This window comes from Lachnospiraceae bacterium, assembly GCA_022794035.1.
Taxonomy (GTDB): domain Bacteria; phylum Bacillota; class Clostridia; order Lachnospirales; family Bianqueaceae; genus CALWPV01.
On sequence record JAAWDX010000006.1, the window covers coordinates 64,927 to 81,126 of the forward strand.

A 16,200-nucleotide genomic window follows, 5' to 3' on the forward strand; every position below is an offset into this window, starting at 1 on the left:
TGGTAGCATACCCTTTTCTCTTCGTCAATCAATATTTTCCCACATTTTATTATTGATTTTTATGATTATCTGTTGACTTTTGTGGCTTTTTAGTATATGCTACGCCTATTGAAATGGCAAGACTACACCCTAAAAGGAGTATTATATGTTAGCAGAAGAAAGACAGCGCCTCATCCTTCAGCTGCTGCACCGCTGCGGCGAGGTACTCGTCAGCGATTTAGCAGAGCAGCTGCATGTTTCAGACGAAACCATTCGCCGCGATATCAATGCCTTGCAAAACGCCGGCCATGCGCGCCGCGTTCACGGCGGAGCCGTGCTGCCCCGTGAAAATCTGCAGGAAGCAGGCTACTATGAGCGATCGCTCACCAATCCTGACGCCAAGCGGCAAATCGGGGCCATCGCCGCCTCCCTAGTCGAAGATGGCGACAGCATTCTCATCGGTCACGGCGCCACCACCGATACCATTGTCCCCGCGCTCACTGCGCGCCATCTGACCATTGTCACCACCTCCATTGTTTCCCTCAACCTTCTTCTTGCTGCCCTGCAGCAAAAACAGACCGATGCCTCGCTTCTTTTTCTGGGCGGCCGTGTGGACCTTGAAAACCGCTCGGTCCATGGCTCTCTGACGGAGCGGCAGCTTTCTGACCTCTCGATAGACAAGGCCTTTATCGGTGCTACCGCCGTTGATTCCGACGGTGTCCACATGTATCATCAGGATGAAAACGCCCTTTCGCAGGTCATGATCCGGCGCAGCAGCCGCATCTATATTCTCGCGGAACGGGCTAAGCTCGAAAAGCGGGCGCTTTATAAAACCTGTGATCTGGACGAGGTGCATCATCTGATTACAGATACCGCCGGCGGCCTTTCCTCTTCCTTCAAACAGGCTCTTCAGGATGCCGGCATTCATCTTCATTCTGCCAATTAAATAGGAGGATTCTCATAATGAAAACTAAAAAAATAACGAATCGCCATATGGTCTGGCTGCTGTTCTTTCTGTGCTGGTTTGTCTACTTCTCTTCCTATATCGGCAGAAAAAACTTTTCAGCCGTCATGCCGCAGATGATTTTAGAAGGCATTTTAAAGACGTCGCAGGCTGGTACAATCAATACCATTTTCTTTTTATGCTACGGCATCGGCCAGCTCATCAACGGACTGCTGGGCGATCGCATGAATCCATCGCGCATGATTCTATTCGGGTCCCTCACCTCGGCTTTCTGCAATTTAGCAATGGGAAGCTGCAGCAGCTACGGCTGGATGGCTATCATCTGGGCTGTCAACGGCTATGCCCTTTCCATGCTCTGGGCTCCCTTTCTGCGCCTATTTGCAGAAATGCTCACAGAAAAGGACCGCATTAAATACACAGTCAATCTTTCCACTTCCATTTCTATCGGCAACATCACCTCCTATCTTCTTTGTTCTCTCATGGTCTACATATCCGGCTGGCGCATGGCCTTCTATAGCTCCTCTAGCGTTCTTTTTCTTTCCGCCATTTTATGGCCGGTTCTTTATCGCCGCATTGCGGCTCACCAGGCTCAATATGGCATCTATGAAGAGGACTCTGAGCCTGCCGCTGCTGAGGTGCCCGCTTCTACTGCTAAAAAGCTTCCTATCAAGGCACTTATTTTTAGCGCCGCTATTTTGCTCCTGATGGCTGCTTCTATGATGCAGGGCATGCTACGTGATGGCGTAACCTCTTGGGTTCCCTCCTTTATGGTAGAAGGATTTGACGCCAACCCTTCCTTTGCAAGCCTCGTCACAACTGTACTGCCCATTCTTAATCTGCTGGGGCCTTATCTTGGCCATTTTGTCAATCAGAAGCTTTTTCGCAGTGAGATCAATACCTCTGTCTTTTTCTTTCTGCTTTCTGCCCTTGCTTTATTCGCCCTTCTATTATTTGGCAAATCCAGCCTCTTTCTCACGCTCCTCTTCTTTGCGATCGTGACCACCTGCATTGAAGCTGTCAACCTCATGATTATCAGTCTGATCCCTCTTCGCTACAGCCATGTAGGACGAACCGCTACCATGACTGGCATATTAAACTTTTTGACCTATGTCGGCGCCGCGATTTCCACCTTCGGCGTAGGCATTTTGGTAGAGCGCTGGGGCTGGAATTTTGCTCTCACGGCTTGGGGCCTCTTTGCACTGGTTGGTTTACTGCTTTGCCTTATCTGTCGTAAAATTCAGATTCACATTCCTCAATAAATTATAAAAAGAACGCTCCGTCGGCTGGCTTTTTGATATGTGTCCAGTATTCTGGGTACATATCATTTGCCTGCCTGAGCGTTCTTTTTCTATGCGCTTTATTCTGTGCGAACAAGCTCTGACTCAAACATAGATTCTACTGCCTGTTCATACTCGCTTAGCTTCTGTGCTTTTTTTATTTTCTTTGCTGCCTTTTTAGCATCCTCAAAGGCATCTGCCATGTACACCCAAAACTCCTTCATTTTAAAGAGTACCGTACGCTGCCCGGATAATGCCTCCTGATACGCCTGATATAAATCATCATGAAAAGCCTTCAGCTGCATTTTGTCTGCTCTGCCTTCTCCTTTTAACCGCTGCGCCAGATCCGGGTTTCTCAGCAGGCCTCTGCCCAGCATAACCTTGCTTATATCAGACACCTGATTTAAAAGCTTCTCATAATCAGCAGTCGAAAAAATATCTCCATTGTAGCAGAGCTTCTCTTTTTCTTGGTAGCTTTGATAGGCAGATACGAATGCCTCTATATGGGGCTTTCCTTCATAATATTCCTGCTGCACCCTCGGATGAATGATCAGCTCGCTCAGCGGGTACCGCTGATAGATCTTAATGATCTCTGCAAATTCCTCCGGACTGTGCAGGCCAAGCCTTGTTTTAACCGAGATTTTAACCTCTGCCTTTTTAAAAACCGTCTCTAAAAACCGATCCAGCTCCTCCAAATTTCCCAGCTGTCCGGCCCCTCTTCCTTTCGAGACAACGGTGCGGGATGGACATCCCAGATTCAGATTGACTTCCTCATACCCCATCTGGGCCAGCTGACTGCTGGTCTGCAGAAAATCCGGCGCTTGATTCGTCAGCAGCTGGGGGACTGCCTTCATGCCGCCATTGTGCTCCGGCAAAATATCCTTCTTTTCTCTGCTGCTAAAATGGCCATGCTGCTTTGGCTGGATAAAAGGGATAAAATAACGATCGACGCCGCCAAAATGCTTATGAAAGATATTGCGATATAAATATCCGGTAATGCCCTCCAGCGGTGCAAAATAAATGCCAACTTTCCCCATCTCATTCATTGCAGATATGCTTTACGGTATGTTACGCCAAAGGCTGTTGCCAGCTCCTTAAGCTGTTCATCCGAAATCGTATTTTTTAATGGCAGATGGGCAATCTTCATATAGATCTCCGCTGCCTTCTCGGCTGTCTCAATCAAGCCAAAGGTTTCATCCAGATCCGTGCCCGCTCCATAGATCCCATGCTGTGCCCACACAACCAGCCTTGCCGTCTGCATTTTTTCTGCCGTAGCCCTGCCGATCTCATTGGTTCCGCAAAGCATCCACGGAAGCACATTCACGCCATCCGGAAAGACAACGATACATTCCGTACACATCTGCCAAAGTGTACGGGTAAATGCCCTCTCCTCCAAATCATGCACATATGTCATCGCCAATAAATTGGCTGGATGACAGTGCATAATCACACGGTTTTGCGGACTTATCTTTAAGCGTTCGATATGACTCATCAAATGAGCCGGCAGCTCAGAGGTAAACCTGCCTCCATCTGAATATCCCCAGAGCAGCTGTGCCTGTTTCCCATTTTCATCAATTCGAAACAGACCCAAATTGCGCTCCGGATCATACGCTACATTTTTAAAATATTTACCGGTCCCTGTGACCAAAAAATACTTTCCTGCCAGCTGCGGCGCTTCAAAGCCTGTAGGAATCTCCCGGATGACCTGCCGTATGTCCACATATTCCTCGACCTGCTCCTTTTCCAGCAGCAAACTGATATTGCCGCCATTGCGTTCATCCCATCCATGCTGATACATATTGGTAATCGTCCGCACCAGCTCTGTTAAAAAAGGCGCCGTTAAAATATCCTTCATCGCATTTTATCTCCTATTGCTTAAAACATCTCGCTCGTATGCCATGACCTGATCCAGCCATTTTTCATCAGCCGGTACTCCCTGCCTCTGGCAGTACTCTTGCCATATATCTCCAAATGGCAGCGTCTTGGCTTCTTCCATGAGTACCATTTTTTTTGTATAATCGGCTGTATCCTGACATTGCTTCAAAAGTGCATGCGGCTGCAGGAGTGCCCACAGAAGAGCCTTCTGCGCATTTCTCGTTCCCACCACCCAAGCAGCAATCCGATTGATGGATGCATCAAAGAAATCAAGGCCAATGAGCACCTTATCAAGCGCTTCATTCCTTACAATTTCTTTCATAATTTCTTTAATCTCATCATCAAAGAGTACCACATGATCCGAATCCCAGCGTACGCCCCGCGTTACATGAAGCGGCACCTTATCAAAAAAGCAAAGCAGCGCTGATATTTTATCGCTCACCATTTCCGTAGGATGGTAATGTCCGTTATCCAATAGATTGTACACATGCGGATGGCTCATGGCATAGCTCATATAAAACTCATTGGATCCCACTGTATAGCTCTCCACTCCGATTCCAAACACTTTGCTTTCCACACAGTCAATCACATTGGGGCATGATTTGGCAAAGACTTCATCCAGACTTTCCTTTAATCGCATTCTGGGGCCTAGGCGATCGGCAGGAATATCCTTCAATCCATCCGGAATCCATACATTGTTCAGCACCTCATCCCCCAAGGCCTCGCCAATCTGCTGCGCAATCTCCCTGCTTCTGATACAATGCTGCACCCAAAAGCTTCTGATTTTTTCATCCGGACTTGACAAGGTAAACCCATCCTTCACCATCGGATGTGAAAAGCAGGTTGGGTTAAAATCAATGCCAAATCCATTTTCCTTTGCAAATTCCACCCAGGGAACAAAATGGCAATATTTAATTTGGTCCCGGTCCACCCATCCATCCTTTTCAAATACAGCATAGGAAGCATGAAGATTGATTCTTTTCTTTCCCGGAATCAAGCTGGCCGCTTGCAAAAAATCATTCTTTAGTTCTTCAAAATTGCGAGCTCTTCCCGGATAATCCCCCGTTGTCTGAATTCCTCCGGATAATCCGCTGTCAGGCTGATCAAATCCCTGTACATCATCTCCCTGCCAGCAGTGAATGGAAATAGGCTTATTCGCTGCTTTTTGCATTGCTGCCTCAACATCCACATCCAGCCGCTTATACTGCGCCTTTGCCTCTTCAAAGCGTTCCATATTACTCCTCCATTCTGAAGCGCCACAAATCGCCGTGTGCCTCCTAAAAAAATAAAGGAGCGCCGTCCAACCATTGCGCATTGAGCATAAATGATTTTACGACACTCCTCATAATTTAATCAGTTCAATTATTGACCCATCTGCTTTGCAACTTCCTCTGCAAAGTTCTCTTCCTTCTTTTCGATTCCTTCACCGGTCTCATAGCGAATATAGCTCTTAACATCCACCGTAAAGCCTGCTTCTTTAGAAACCTCTTTCAAGTATTTAGCAACGGTCAGCTCATCATTTTTGAAATACACCTGATCCATCAGGCAGATTTCTTTCATTTCTTTAGTTAAACGCCCCTCAACCATCTTCTCAATGATATTCTGAGGCTTATTTTCCTTAGAAGCCTGCTCCAGCAAAATTTCTCTTTCTTTATTTAAGAAATCAGCCGGGATCGCATCGCGATTCACAAACTGAGGATTTAAAGCAGCAATCTGCATAGCCACATTCTTACCTGCTTCTTTAACCGCATCATTGATCTGCTCACAGGTAAGCTCAACCAATACGCCAATGCGTCCGCCGCCATGACTGTAAGACCCTACAAAGCCCTCTGTCTCAATTTTGGCAAACCGGCGGATCTGCAAATTCTCATGGATAACAGCTACCTTCTCAACCAAAGCATCCTGCACGGTTTTAGAAGCATCTTCAATCCAAGCTTCAGCCTTAAACGCCTCCATATCGGAAGCAGAAGATCCCAATGCCTGTGCAGCCACATTGGCAACATAGGTCTGGAACATTTCATTTTTAGCAACAAAATCGGTTTCAGAGTTAACTTCTACAATAGCGCCCTTTTTACCATCCTCGCTTACTTTAAAAGCAACTAAGCCCTCTGCAGCGATACGGCCAGCCTTCTTTGCTGCCATGGCCAATCCGCTCTTACGCAGAATCTCTACTGCAGCATCCATATCTCCATCGGCTTCCGTCAATGCCTTTTTACAATCCATCATGCCGGCATTGGTTAATTCTCTCAGATCTTTTACCATCTTTGCGGTAATTGCTGCCATTATTCGTTCTCCTCCTCTGCTACTTCTTCCGTCTCTTCTTCTGCCTGCTCTTCCTGTACTTCCTCTTCAGATACTTCTGCCTCTTCGGCCTCTTCTTCTGCTAACGTAGTCTGCTCGCCCTGATTTGCCTCAATGACAGCATCGGCTACCATACCGGCAATCAGCTTAACGGCACGAATGGCATCATCATTACCCGGAATCACAAAATCAATCTCTTCCGGATCACAGTTTGTATCCACAATACCCACGGTAGGAATTCCTAAAATATGCGCTTCCTGAATTGCAATTCTTTCCTTGCGGGGATCCACAATGAAAATCAATTCCGGCAGCTCCAGCATATCGCGAATACCATTCAGATTCTTCTGCAGTTTTTCCAATTCGCCCTTCAGAATCATAACTTCCTTCTTAGGCAGAACTTCAAACATGCCTTCCTCTTCCATTTTTTCCAATTCAACCATACGGGCAACACGGCTGCGAATGGTCTTGAAGTTGGTCAGCATACCGCCGAGCCAACGATTATTTACATAATACATACCACAGCGCTCAGCCTCTGTTTTCATGGTTTCCTGAGCCTGCTTCTTAGTACCTACAAATAAAACCTTACCGCCTTCAGCAGCAATCTCTTTGACTGCCGCATAAGCCTCATCTACCTTGCGGCTTGTCTTCTGCAGATCAATGATATAAATCCCATTTCTCTCCGTAAAGATATAAGGAGCCATCTTGGGGTTCCATCTTCTGGTCTGATGACCAAAATGCACGCCTGCTTCCAGCAGCTGTTTCATAGAAATTACACTCATTGTAATACCTCCATTTGGTTTTTCCTCCATAGCCTTTCCCAGTCTGCAACCGTTTGAAACGGCACCGTGCAGCCCTCCCGGCTATGTGTGGATTATTTTCTCAATCACATATTTTATCACACATATCTGAGTCTGTAAAGCCTTTTCATACATTTTCTTCTAAAGCTTTTTTCAGCTTGTTTAATGCCCGCCGATGCAAAATATATATCCGTTTAGGATTGATTTGGTTTTCCTTTGCAAAGCTTTTCAGCGATTTTTGCTGAAAATAATATTCCAGCACTAAGCGTCTCTCTAGCTCATCCAGCTTCTGAAATGCCAGCTGCAAGCACCGCTTCTCTTCCCAGCTTTCTATGCTGGACTCTTCCTGTACGCAGAGCCTCTCTGTTTCTGTCAGGCTCTCACTATAAACCACCGAGGTTAGCGCAAGGCGCTGCCAAGCCTGTTCTGTTGCTGGTTTAAGCTGAAGATATTCTGCAATTTCACCGCTCTCTGCTTCCGTGCCCTTTTGCTCTTCTAGGTACTCCTGTGCCTTCTTCCATTTTTGAATATCCCTGACCTGACTTCGGTTTAACCAATGATACTCCATAATCCCGTCCAGCATGGCACCTCGGATACGAATACTGGCATAGGTACTGAATTTTCCTTTTTGCTCCTTATAGCTATCTATCGCTTCAATTAACCCAATGCAGCCATATTGCACCATATCCTCTTGGCTCATACTGCTTGGAATATGAATATTTATATGCTTCAGCGTATAATAAATCAGGTTCATATGCTCCATAATCTTGTTCTGTCTGAGCATTTGCTGTTGCTTTTTACACATTTTCATAAAGGAGGCTCCTATCCTTTATGATGTGTTTGCTTTGCTGGTAATGCTTTTATCTTTCTATGTACTTTTCCATTTCTTCAAATAAAGTAGGATTCACAACTTTTATGTATGTTCCCTTCATACCCAGGGATCTGGACTCGATGATGCCTGCACTTTCAAATTTGCGCAGCGCATTGACGATCACACTGCGGGTAATCCCCTGGCTATCGGCTATTTTGCTGGCAACCAGCATGCCTTCTCTTCCGCCCAGCTGATCGAAAATACTGATAGAAGCCTCCAGTTCAGAATACGAGAGGCTCGCCAGCGCCCCGCGGCAAATCTCAGCCTGCTGACGCTCCTTTTCCTTATCTGCCGTAATAACCTGTGCATAGTTAACACAAATCAGCGCTGCCGCGAATTCCATGACCGCTATTTCCAGCGTCTCAAAATTCTCGCCTGCTCTTTGAAAAATCAATGTCCCTATCCTTTCAGCACCGCTCTCCAAAGGAAGCATGACTGTATATTGCTGTCCCTCTCCTTTGGGGAATCCAAATTTTTCTGCTTTAGCATCTTCCCATGTATCCAGCACCCTATTTAAAGAACTGGCACAGTTCTCCTCCAGGCACTCCTCCTTGCACAGCCCTTCAAAAGAACTGCCTGTGTGCTGCCTGTTTTGATACACACACATAATTTTCCCTTCTCTATCTGCCAGAAGCGCGCTGGCATCCAGCATTTCGGCACACATAGCGCAGAGCTCCTCGTATACCGGCTTTAAAATTCCCGCCCTTTGCATCATGCGATTTAAACTGCGCATATTCTTTAACAAGATTTCTTCTGTCATAACTGCTCCTTTCTTAAGCTGCCCAATCACTCTTCTTCTGAAATACTCAGTGCCTCCACATATCCGCAGCCTTCTTTTAAACATGCCAATTTTCTCTGTTTTCCTCTTTTTTCATACAACCGTTCTCCGCACAGCGGACATACCCGTTCTGTCGGCCTGTCCCAGGACATATAATCACATCCTGTACTATTTTCACAGCCATAATAGATACGGCCCTTCTTGGTTTTTTTAATTTGCACCTGGCCGCCGCATTTAGGACAGCTTACGCCAATCTCTTCAAAATATGGCTTTGCATTTCTGCATTCCGGAAAACCAGGGCAAGCATAGAACTTTCCATATCGTCCATATTTGAGCACCATATTGCGGCCGCATTTATCACAGATTACATCTGTGACCTCCTCCTCAATCTGTACCTTTTCCAGCTCATCCATTGCCTTATCCACCAGCAGCGCAAAATCCTGATAAAAATCTCGAATCACACCTTTCCACTGCTTCTTTCCTTCTTCGACATGATCCAAGGATTCTTCCATCTGCGCTGTAAAGCGGATATCCACAATGCTTTTAAAATATTCACTGATAATTCGATTGACAATACTGCCAAGCTCGGTAACAAACAGTGTTCGTTTCTCTTTGGCAATATAGCCTCTTGTAATAATCGTTCCAATCGTTGGCGCATACGTGCTCGGTCTGCCCACGCCATTTTCCTCCAGAGCCTTTACCAAAGATGCCTCTGTATATCTGGCAGGCGGCTGTGTAAAATGCTGGATTCCTTCCATCTCTGCGATCTGGACCAAATCACCCTCTTGCAGGCCCTCTATGCTTTCAAACTTTTCCGCTTCTTCATCCTGTTCCTGATAAATCTTCATAAACCCATGAAAAACAGGCTTTGAGCCGGCCGCATCAAATATAAAATCCCCGCTCATCATAGTAATATGCTGCGTTTCATATTCGGCAGCACTCATCTGACTAGCCAAAAAACGCTCCCAGATCAGCTTATACAACCGGTATTGATCTCTGCTCAGGGATTCTTCCAGGCTTTTAGGTGCATATTGGACATAGGTAGGACGGATTGCTTCATGAGCATCCTGAATTTTCCCCCTTTTTTCCTGCTTAATACCGCTTCCTATATAGCTTTCGCCAAACTCTTCTTTAATATAGCCTCTGGCCGCTTCCTGCGCCTCGGTCGAAATACGGATGGAATCCGTACGCAAATATGAAATCAGACCCACCATACCGCTGCCTTTCACTTCAACTCCCTCATAGAGCTGCTGGGCAATCCGCATCGTCTTTTGAGGCGAAAAATTCAGCCTTTTACTTGCTTCCTGCTGCAATGTGCTGGTAATAAAGGGGTCCGGCGCCTTCCTGCTCCTTTTCCCCCTCTTTATTTCCGCAACTGTATACTCTCCCTGCTTGACGATTTGATCTAAAATCCGATCTGCCTGATCCTTATTTTCAATCTTCGCTTTTTCCTTGGCAATCGCCGTCAGACGCGCTCCCAGACTGCCTTTTTGGCCTTCTTTAACAAATCTGCCTTCAATTGTCCAAAATTCCTCTTGTACAAAATCCGAAATTTCATCCTCCCGGTCGCACAAGAGTTTAAGAGCTGCCGATTGGACTCTTCCCGCGCTGAGTCCTTTTTTTACCTTCTTCCACAGCACGGGGCTGATCTGATAGCCTACAATTCGGTCCAAAACACGCCTGGCCTGCTGGGCATCCACCAGATCCTGGTCAATCCTTCTTGCCGCTTTAATGGAACCTTTAACAGCCTCTTTTGTAATCTCATTAAACGTAATTCTATGAATTTGTTTTTCCGTAAGTCCCAGTGCAATCGCTAAATGCCAGGAAATAGCTTCTCCTTCGCGGTCCGGGTCAGTTGCCAAATATATTTTATCCGCTTTCTTAGCTTCTTTCTTTAATTGACTGAGCAATTCGCCCTTTCCCCGGATCGTGATATATTTAGGCTCAAAATCATGCTCAATATCCACGCCCAGCTGACTTTTAGGCAAATCCCTCATATGCCCGTTTGAAGCAATGACCTGATAATTACTTCCCAAAAATTTTTTAATCGTTTTCGCTTTTGCCGGTGACTCAACAATGACCAAATTCTTCGCCATCTTTACCTCCTGCCAATCCGTTTATACTTTTGTAATGCGCTGCCGGGCGTCTCTTTTAATCAGCCCCTGAAGCTCCAATATCGTAATCGCGCGCTGTACCTCAGCTGCGCTCCTTCCTGTAAGTTCACAAAGCTGCTCCGGCAGACATCCAAACTCTTCTATGCTGCGATACAGCCATTCAGCTTCTCCTGCCTGTTTGCTTTTCTGGCGTCTCTCTTGCGAAAGCTCTTTCGCTATCTTTTGTTCATCTGCCAGCTCATCGCTTTTTCTTTTCGTCATATATCTCACAGCATGCCCAAGCTTTTTCTCACTCTGCATTTTAATTGGATCATTTTTAACCAACAATCGGATCAGCCACTTCGGATTCATCACAATGTTCGCTCCGTCCTGAATCAAATGGTGCACTCCTAAATACTCCGGATCATAAATATCTCCCGGGACGCCAAATACTTCCCTGCCCTGTTCAGCCGCCAGCTGTGCTGTACGGATGGAGCCGCTTTTAGGTCCCGCCTGCGCTACCACTGTGGCCGCGCTGAGTCCGCTGATCATACGGTTACGATCAATAAAATGCCATTTTTCTGCCTGTACCCCCGGAGGATATTCTGACACTGCAGTCCCTTCTTCACATATTCTATGGTATAACCACAAATGATTCTTCGGATAACAAAGATCTAATCCGCAGGGCATCACGGCCAGCGTTTTCCCGCCTGCATCTAATGCTCCTTTATGGGCACATGAGTCAATTCCTCTCGCCAAACCGCTGACAACCACAAGCCCTGCTCCGGCTGCTGCTCCTCCAAGCTCATAGGCAACCTTTTGTCCATATGCACTTGCCCGTCTTGACCCTACGACCGAAACACATGGCAGAGAAAAAAGCTCTTCTTTCCCTCTGTAGTATAACACCAGAGGCGGATCCGGAATCTGCTTTAAAAGATAGGGATACTCTTTTTCCTCATACGTAATCCATGCAATTCCCTGTTTTTGACATGCATTTAAGACCTGTTCTGCTATTTGAGACGGCTGTTCCTGTCTCCAGCCTTCTCCCAGTGAAAGAATAGCCTGCCGCTCTTTTTCCCTAAGAGGCAGACTTTTTCCTGATTTTTGTATTTGTTCTAAAAAGCTGACCGCCGAGCCATACTGCATGCACCACCGTGCTGCCTGTCCAGCTCTGCTTGTGAGCAGGCTCAGCTCTAAGCATGCCAGCCGCTTCTTCTTGAGTTTCTGATCCATTGGTTACGCTCCAATCTCTCAGATCTCCAGCCGTATTTTATTATAAGCGAAGGGATTTGTTTTGTATAGTGGGAATTTTGAAAATTTACTATGATATTTCCATGAACTTTTTGTAAAGATGTAAAAAAGTCCTCTTTTCCTCCGATACTATTGATATACCAAGATTTGGAGGTTTTATGTTTCAACACACCTATAGTGCACTTCTTTCCGGTTTGTCCGGTCTGATTACAGAAGTAGAATGTTTTATCGGAAATGGCCTTCCTTATTTTAATATCGTTGGCATTCCCAGCAGCCATGCCTCTTTCGCCCGCGAACGCATCCGCAGCGCCTTAAAAAGCTGTGGGTATCCCTTACCGCCATCACGCATCACCATCAACATCCGCCCTGCTTCGCCCGCATCTCCTCTTTCTGCTGCCGTCTTTTCCGTTTTAGATCTCCCCATTGCCCTTAGCATCCTCGCCTGTCAAGGGCTGCTCCCTCCCGCCGTCCTAGAAACCTCTGCATTTCTCGGCGAGCTCTCTCTAAACGGCGATCTCAAACCGCTTCACGGCGCTCTTCCGCTAACGCATTGCCTGCTTCACCGTTCCTTTTCCCATCTCTTTTTACCGCTGGACAATGCCGAAGAGGCCTCCCTCGCCAATCCTCCGGCCCTATGGGGCCTTACCAGCCTCTCGCAGGCCATATCTGTCGTCTGCGGCCGAACCTCTCCTCCTTCTTTCATTCCGGCAAAGCCGAAAAATGCTCCTGTCTCCTCCTCTTTCGATTCGGTCCATGGACAAACCATCGCCAAACGGGCGCTTATGATTGCCGCTGCCGGCATGCACAATCTTCTCTTTATCGGGCCTCCCGGCTGTGGCAAAACCCTGCTTGCCAAATCCATTCCTTCTTTGCTACCTCCCCTTAGTGATTCCCAAAAAATCCAGCTGACCGAAATCTACAGCGCCTGTCATCTTCTCCCCTCAGACCAACCGCTCATCTCAGAGCATCCTTTTCGCGCTCCTCATCACTCCATCCCCGTCTCCTCGCTTATCGGCGGCGGAAGTATCCCTCGTCCCGGCGAAATCACCTTAGCGCACCACGGTGTTTTATACTTAGATGAACTGCCTGAATTTTCACGTATAAGCTTAGAAAGTCTGCGTCAGCCGCTAGAGGAGCATCAGATTATATTAAACCGCCTTCATGCTTCGTTTTGCTTTCCTGCTGATTTTCTTCTCATTGCCAGTATGAATCCTTGTCCCTGCGGCTATTATCCTAACACCGAGCAGTGTCATTGTTCTTCCTCCCGCATCCAGCAGTATTTCAACAAAATCAGCGCCCCTCTTTTAGATCGAATTGATCTAGTTCTGACACTGTCTCCGGTTCCTTTTAGCGATCTGAAGCAAACCTCTTCCCTTACCTATTCGGAGGCACTTTGCCGCATTCAAGCGGCCAGACAAATCCAAGCTCAGCGCTTTTCCTCTGAGACCATTTATAACTCCCGCATGGATCTGCAAACAGTCCGTCAGGTTTGCTCCCTTTCTCCTTCTCTTACTGCTTTTATGCAGGAGGCTTATGAACACTATCAGCTGACTCTTCGCTCTTATCATAAAATTCTCCGTATTAGCCGTACTTTAGCTGACTTAGATGGCTGTACGCATATTGAGCAGCAGCACCTCATGGAGGCTCTCCAATACCGCTTAAATATAAACGGGATGCTGTCCTAAAACAGCATCCCGCCTCTCCTTAGTCTGTTATGATTTCTGTAGTCCCTTCCGGGATCTCTTTGTTTTCCAAACCGCTTACATGGATATTTCGGTTCACTTTGGCGTCATAGGTTCCAGCCTTCACAATCTCTCCCAGGTCAATTCCTACTGTTTCTTTCATCGATTCAAACAGCTTCGCCATCACATTAGGAACGTTGCCTGAAACGGAATCAACACCGCTTCCGTCTCCGCCGATGATTGTAATCTTATCAATCTGCGTCAGAGGCTCAGCGATCTTACCAGCAATATCGGGTAATACTTTGATCAGCATTTCCGCCATAGCCGCATTATTGTATTTCTGATACGCTTCTGCTCTCTTTTCCATAGCTTCTGCCTCTGCAATTCCCTTTGCCCGAATCGCCTCTGCTTCCGCTTCTCCTACGCGGCGAATTCCCTCGGCTTCCTGTTCTTTGGAATAGCGGTCAGCCTCCGCTTTAGAACGCTGAGCCTCCGCCTCTTTTTCAATTTCAAATTTACGGGCCTCCGCCTCCTTCTGACGTTCAAATAGATCGGCCTCCGCCTTCTGCTGTCTGGCAAACTTATCGGCTTCCGCCTTTTTCTTAACCTCTGCATCCAGTGATTTTTCTTTCGTTTCCGCTTCGCGCTGCTTCAGCAAAACATTTCGTTCCTCGCGCGCGATATTAGCATTGGCCGCCGTCACCTCAATGGTTTTTCTCTGCTCTTCCTTTTGAATCTCATATGCGGCATCTGCTTCTGCTCTCTTTGTATCAGCTGTTTTCTGCAAATCTGCTTTTTGAATATCCAGCTCATTATTTTTGATCGCAATTTCACGCTCCGAATTGATCCGGGCATCATTAGACTGCCGGTCAGCTTCTGCCTTTGCCACTGCAATTTCTTTTTCAGCTTCCGCTTTTGCAATCGCCGCCTTCTTTTTGATCTGAGAAATATTATCAATTCCCAGATCCTCAATCACACCGTTGCCATCCGTGAAGTTCTGCACATTAAAGCTTACGATATCCAGTCCCATTGCCGCCAGATCCGGATCTGCATTTTCTTTTACCAGCTGTGCAAATTTTTGCCGGTCGCTTACCATTTCTTCCAGCCGCATGCGGCCAACAATTTCACGCATATTGCCTTCCAAAACCTCGCGGGCCACCTGTGCAATATATTCTGTTTTCTGATTCAGAAAGTTTTCTGCTGCCAAAGCCAGTTTGTCTTTTTCACTGCTGATTTTAACGTTGACGGCCGCATCCACTTGAATATTGATATAATCTGCTGTTGGTACGGCATTGGATGTCTTTACATCAATCGGTATCAGCTTCAGATTCAGACGGTCTATCCGTTCTAAAAACGGAATTTTAATACTAGACTTACCGATGATAATCTTTTTTCTAAGTCCAGAAATGATAAATGCCGTATCCGGCGGTGCTTTTACGTATCCGCTTGCCAAAATCAAAATCACGATCAGAGCGGCTGCAATCCCTATGACCAGCCCTATGTTTTCTGCAAGTAATGCTAACATATGTTTATTTCTCTCCTTTTTTATTATCGCTCTAGGTCTGCCTCGCTTATCCCCTCTTTTCCTCCTTTCTTAAGAGCTTCGCCAATGCATCCTCCGTATCCCCGAAGAGCGTATTCAGGGGGAAGTCTCTGTAGACTAAGATCAGATTTCTTATATGCAAAAAAGACTTCCAACCATCTCAAGAATTGCTTCTTGGAATGTTAAAAGTCTCGCACATTTCGTTCGATACGGATACAGCAAAGCTGTATCGACTTGACGCTTTCGAACCATCCATCGGATGTAGTCTACTCCCTTTTATGTATTTTATTATACTATTTTCTATATTACTTGTCAAGTATTGATAATAAAATTTCATCTTCTGCCGTATTAAAATCAAAAAAGCTACTTAGCATTACTAAGTAGCTTTCACTGCGTGCAGTAGGATTCGAACCCGCGACCTCTTGGTCCGTAGCCAAGCGCTCTATCCAGCTGAGCTATGCACGCATAAGCGGGTGAAGGGAATCGGACCCTCGTATCTAGCTTGGAAGGCTAGTGTTCTACCATTGAACTACACCCGCACATAATACTAAATCATCCAATGAAAAATGCCCAGAACCGGAATCGAACCAGTGACACGAGGATTTTCAGTCCTCTGCTCTACCAACTGAGCTATCTGGGCACGAAATGCCGGAGACCGGGATCGAACCGGTACGGGAGTATAAGTCCCGCAGGATTTTAAGTCCTGTGCGTCTGCCAATTCCGCCACTCCGGCAGCAGGTTCAACACCCCGTCGAAAACTTTCATTTCGCGACGGATATTATAATAGCA

At 46.5% G+C, this 16,200-nt stretch carries 13 protein-coding genes and 4 tRNA genes; 3 read left to right on the top strand and 14 right to left on the bottom strand.

Annotated features, from left to right (window positions below; genetic code table 11):
• Positions 1–145 precede the first annotated feature (145 nt).
• Positions 146–925: a DeoR/GlpR transcriptional regulator gene (locus HFE64_06000; protein MCI8633017.1), complete on the top strand. Its 780-nt coding sequence runs from the start codon at positions 146–148 to the stop codon at positions 923–925.
• A 17-nt stretch (positions 926–942) separates the two neighbouring features.
• Positions 943–2,202 carry an MFS transporter gene (locus tag HFE64_06005; GenBank protein MCI8633018.1) on the top strand — a complete coding sequence of 420 codons (1,260 nt, stop codon included), beginning with the start codon at positions 943–945 and terminating at the stop codon, positions 2,200–2,202.
• A 98-nt stretch (positions 2,203–2,300) separates the two neighbouring features.
• Here the strand turns inward: HFE64_06005 and HFE64_06010 are convergent, their stop codons facing one another.
• The 9 genes from HFE64_06010 to dprA form a co-directional block, all read right to left on the bottom strand.
• A complete protein-coding gene (locus HFE64_06010; protein MCI8633019.1) occupies positions 2,301–3,257 on the bottom strand; it encodes a tRNA-dihydrouridine synthase family protein in 957 nt (318 codons plus the stop codon).
• A gap of 5 nt (positions 3,258–3,262) precedes the next feature.
• Positions 3,263–4,075, bottom strand: a complete 813-nt coding sequence (rhaD, locus tag HFE64_06015; GenBank protein ID MCI8633020.1) for a rhamnulose-1-phosphate aldolase — start codon at positions 4,073–4,075, stop codon at positions 3,263–3,265.
• 6 nt (positions 4,076–4,081) lie between these two features.
• Entirely contained in the window at positions 4,082–5,329 is a 1,248-nt protein-coding gene (locus HFE64_06020; protein ID MCI8633021.1) for an L-rhamnose isomerase, read from the bottom strand.
• A 128-nt stretch (positions 5,330–5,457) separates the two neighbouring features.
• The gene (locus tag HFE64_06025) at positions 5,458–6,378 is read right to left on the bottom strand and encodes an elongation factor Ts (protein MCI8633022.1); all 921 of its coding nucleotides are present in this window, start codon (positions 6,376–6,378) and stop codon (positions 5,458–5,460) included.
• Positions 6,378–7,175, bottom strand: coding sequence for a 30S ribosomal protein S2 (rpsB, locus tag HFE64_06030; protein MCI8633023.1), 798 nt, complete (start codon positions 7,173–7,175; stop codon positions 6,378–6,380). The genes HFE64_06025 and rpsB overlap by 1 nt, the downstream gene beginning before the upstream one ends.
• Before the next feature lie 145 nt (positions 7,176–7,320).
• Positions 7,321–8,004 carry a sigma-70 family RNA polymerase sigma factor gene (locus HFE64_06035; protein MCI8633024.1) on the bottom strand — a complete coding sequence of 228 codons (684 nt, stop codon included), beginning with the start codon at positions 8,002–8,004 and terminating at the stop codon, positions 7,321–7,323.
• A gap of 49 nt (positions 8,005–8,053) precedes the next feature.
• On the bottom strand, positions 8,054–8,824 hold the full coding sequence (locus HFE64_06040; GenBank protein ID MCI8633025.1) for a GTP-sensing pleiotropic transcriptional regulator CodY: 771 nt from the start codon (positions 8,822–8,824) through the stop codon (positions 8,054–8,056).
• A gap of 26 nt (positions 8,825–8,850) precedes the next feature.
• Positions 8,851–10,938, bottom strand: coding sequence for a type I DNA topoisomerase (gene topA / locus HFE64_06045; GenBank protein MCI8633026.1), 2,088 nt, complete (start codon positions 10,936–10,938; stop codon positions 8,851–8,853).
• 21 nt (positions 10,939–10,959) lie between these two features.
• On the bottom strand, positions 10,960–12,168 hold the full coding sequence (gene dprA / locus HFE64_06050; GenBank protein ID MCI8633027.1) for a DNA-protecting protein DprA: 1,209 nt from the start codon (positions 12,166–12,168) through the stop codon (positions 10,960–10,962).
• Positions 12,169–12,344: 176 nt separating this feature from the next.
• On the opposite strand from dprA, the gene HFE64_06055 reads away from it, so the two are divergent.
• On the top strand, positions 12,345–13,871 hold the full coding sequence (locus HFE64_06055; protein MCI8633028.1) for a YifB family Mg chelatase-like AAA ATPase: 1,527 nt from the start codon (positions 12,345–12,347) through the stop codon (positions 13,869–13,871).
• A gap of 19 nt (positions 13,872–13,890) precedes the next feature.
• On the opposite strand, the gene HFE64_06060 is transcribed toward HFE64_06055, so the two are convergent.
• From HFE64_06060 to HFE64_06080, 5 genes are all read right to left on the bottom strand, one after another.
• Positions 13,891–15,393, bottom strand: a complete 1,503-nt coding sequence (locus HFE64_06060; protein MCI8633029.1) for a flotillin family protein — start codon at positions 15,391–15,393, stop codon at positions 13,891–13,893.
• Between the two features lie 409 nt (positions 15,394–15,802).
• Positions 15,803–15,876, bottom strand: a tRNA-Arg gene (locus tag HFE64_06065).
• Positions 15,877–15,879: 3 nt separating this feature from the next.
• Positions 15,880–15,950: transfer RNA gene (locus tag HFE64_06070), tRNA-Gly, on the bottom strand.
• Positions 15,951–15,978: 28 nt separating this feature from the next.
• Positions 15,979–16,051 (bottom strand) — tRNA-Phe (locus tag HFE64_06075).
• 6 nt (positions 16,052–16,057) lie between these two features.
• Positions 16,058–16,144: transfer RNA gene (locus HFE64_06080), tRNA-Leu, on the bottom strand.
• Between the last annotated feature and the right edge of the window lie 56 nt (positions 16,145–16,200).

Bases quoted from the DNA above. Each gene is read 5' to 3' on its own strand.
- rpsB (MCI8633023.1), bottom strand. From the start codon at position 7,175: ATGAGTGTAATTTCTATGAAACAGCTGCTGGAAGCAGGCGTGCATTTT.
- HFE64_06035 (MCI8633024.1), bottom strand. From the start codon at position 8,004: ATGAAAATGTGTAAAAAGCAACAGCAAATGCTCAGACAGAACAAGATT.
- HFE64_06010 (MCI8633019.1), bottom strand. From the start codon at position 3,257: ATGGGGAAAGTTGGCATTTATTTTGCACCGCTGGAGGGCATTACCGGA.
- rhaD (MCI8633020.1), bottom strand. From the start codon at position 4,075: ATGAAGGATATTTTAACGGCGCCTTTTTTAACAGAGCTGGTGCGGACG.
- topA (MCI8633026.1), bottom strand. From the start codon at position 10,938: ATGGCGAAGAATTTGGTCATTGTTGAGTCACCGGCAAAAGCGAAAACG.
- HFE64_06055 (MCI8633028.1), top strand. From the start codon at position 12,345: ATGTTTCAACACACCTATAGTGCACTTCTTTCCGGTTTGTCCGGTCTG.
- HFE64_06040 (MCI8633025.1), bottom strand. From the start codon at position 8,824: ATGACAGAAGAAATCTTGTTAAAGAATATGCGCAGTTTAAATCGCATG.
- dprA (MCI8633027.1), bottom strand. From the start codon at position 12,168: ATGGATCAGAAACTCAAGAAGAAGCGGCTGGCATGCTTAGAGCTGAGC.
- HFE64_06020 (MCI8633021.1), bottom strand. From the start codon at position 5,329: ATGGAACGCTTTGAAGAGGCAAAGGCGCAGTATAAGCGGCTGGATGTG.
- HFE64_06060 (MCI8633029.1), bottom strand. From the start codon at position 15,393: ATGTTAGCATTACTTGCAGAAAACATAGGGCTGGTCATAGGGATTGCA.
- HFE64_06025 (MCI8633022.1), bottom strand. From the start codon at position 6,378: ATGGCAGCAATTACCGCAAAGATGGTAAAAGATCTGAGAGAATTAACC.
- HFE64_06005 (MCI8633018.1), top strand. From the start codon at position 943: ATGAAAACTAAAAAAATAACGAATCGCCATATGGTCTGGCTGCTGTTC.
- HFE64_06000 (MCI8633017.1), top strand. From the start codon at position 146: ATGTTAGCAGAAGAAAGACAGCGCCTCATCCTTCAGCTGCTGCACCGC.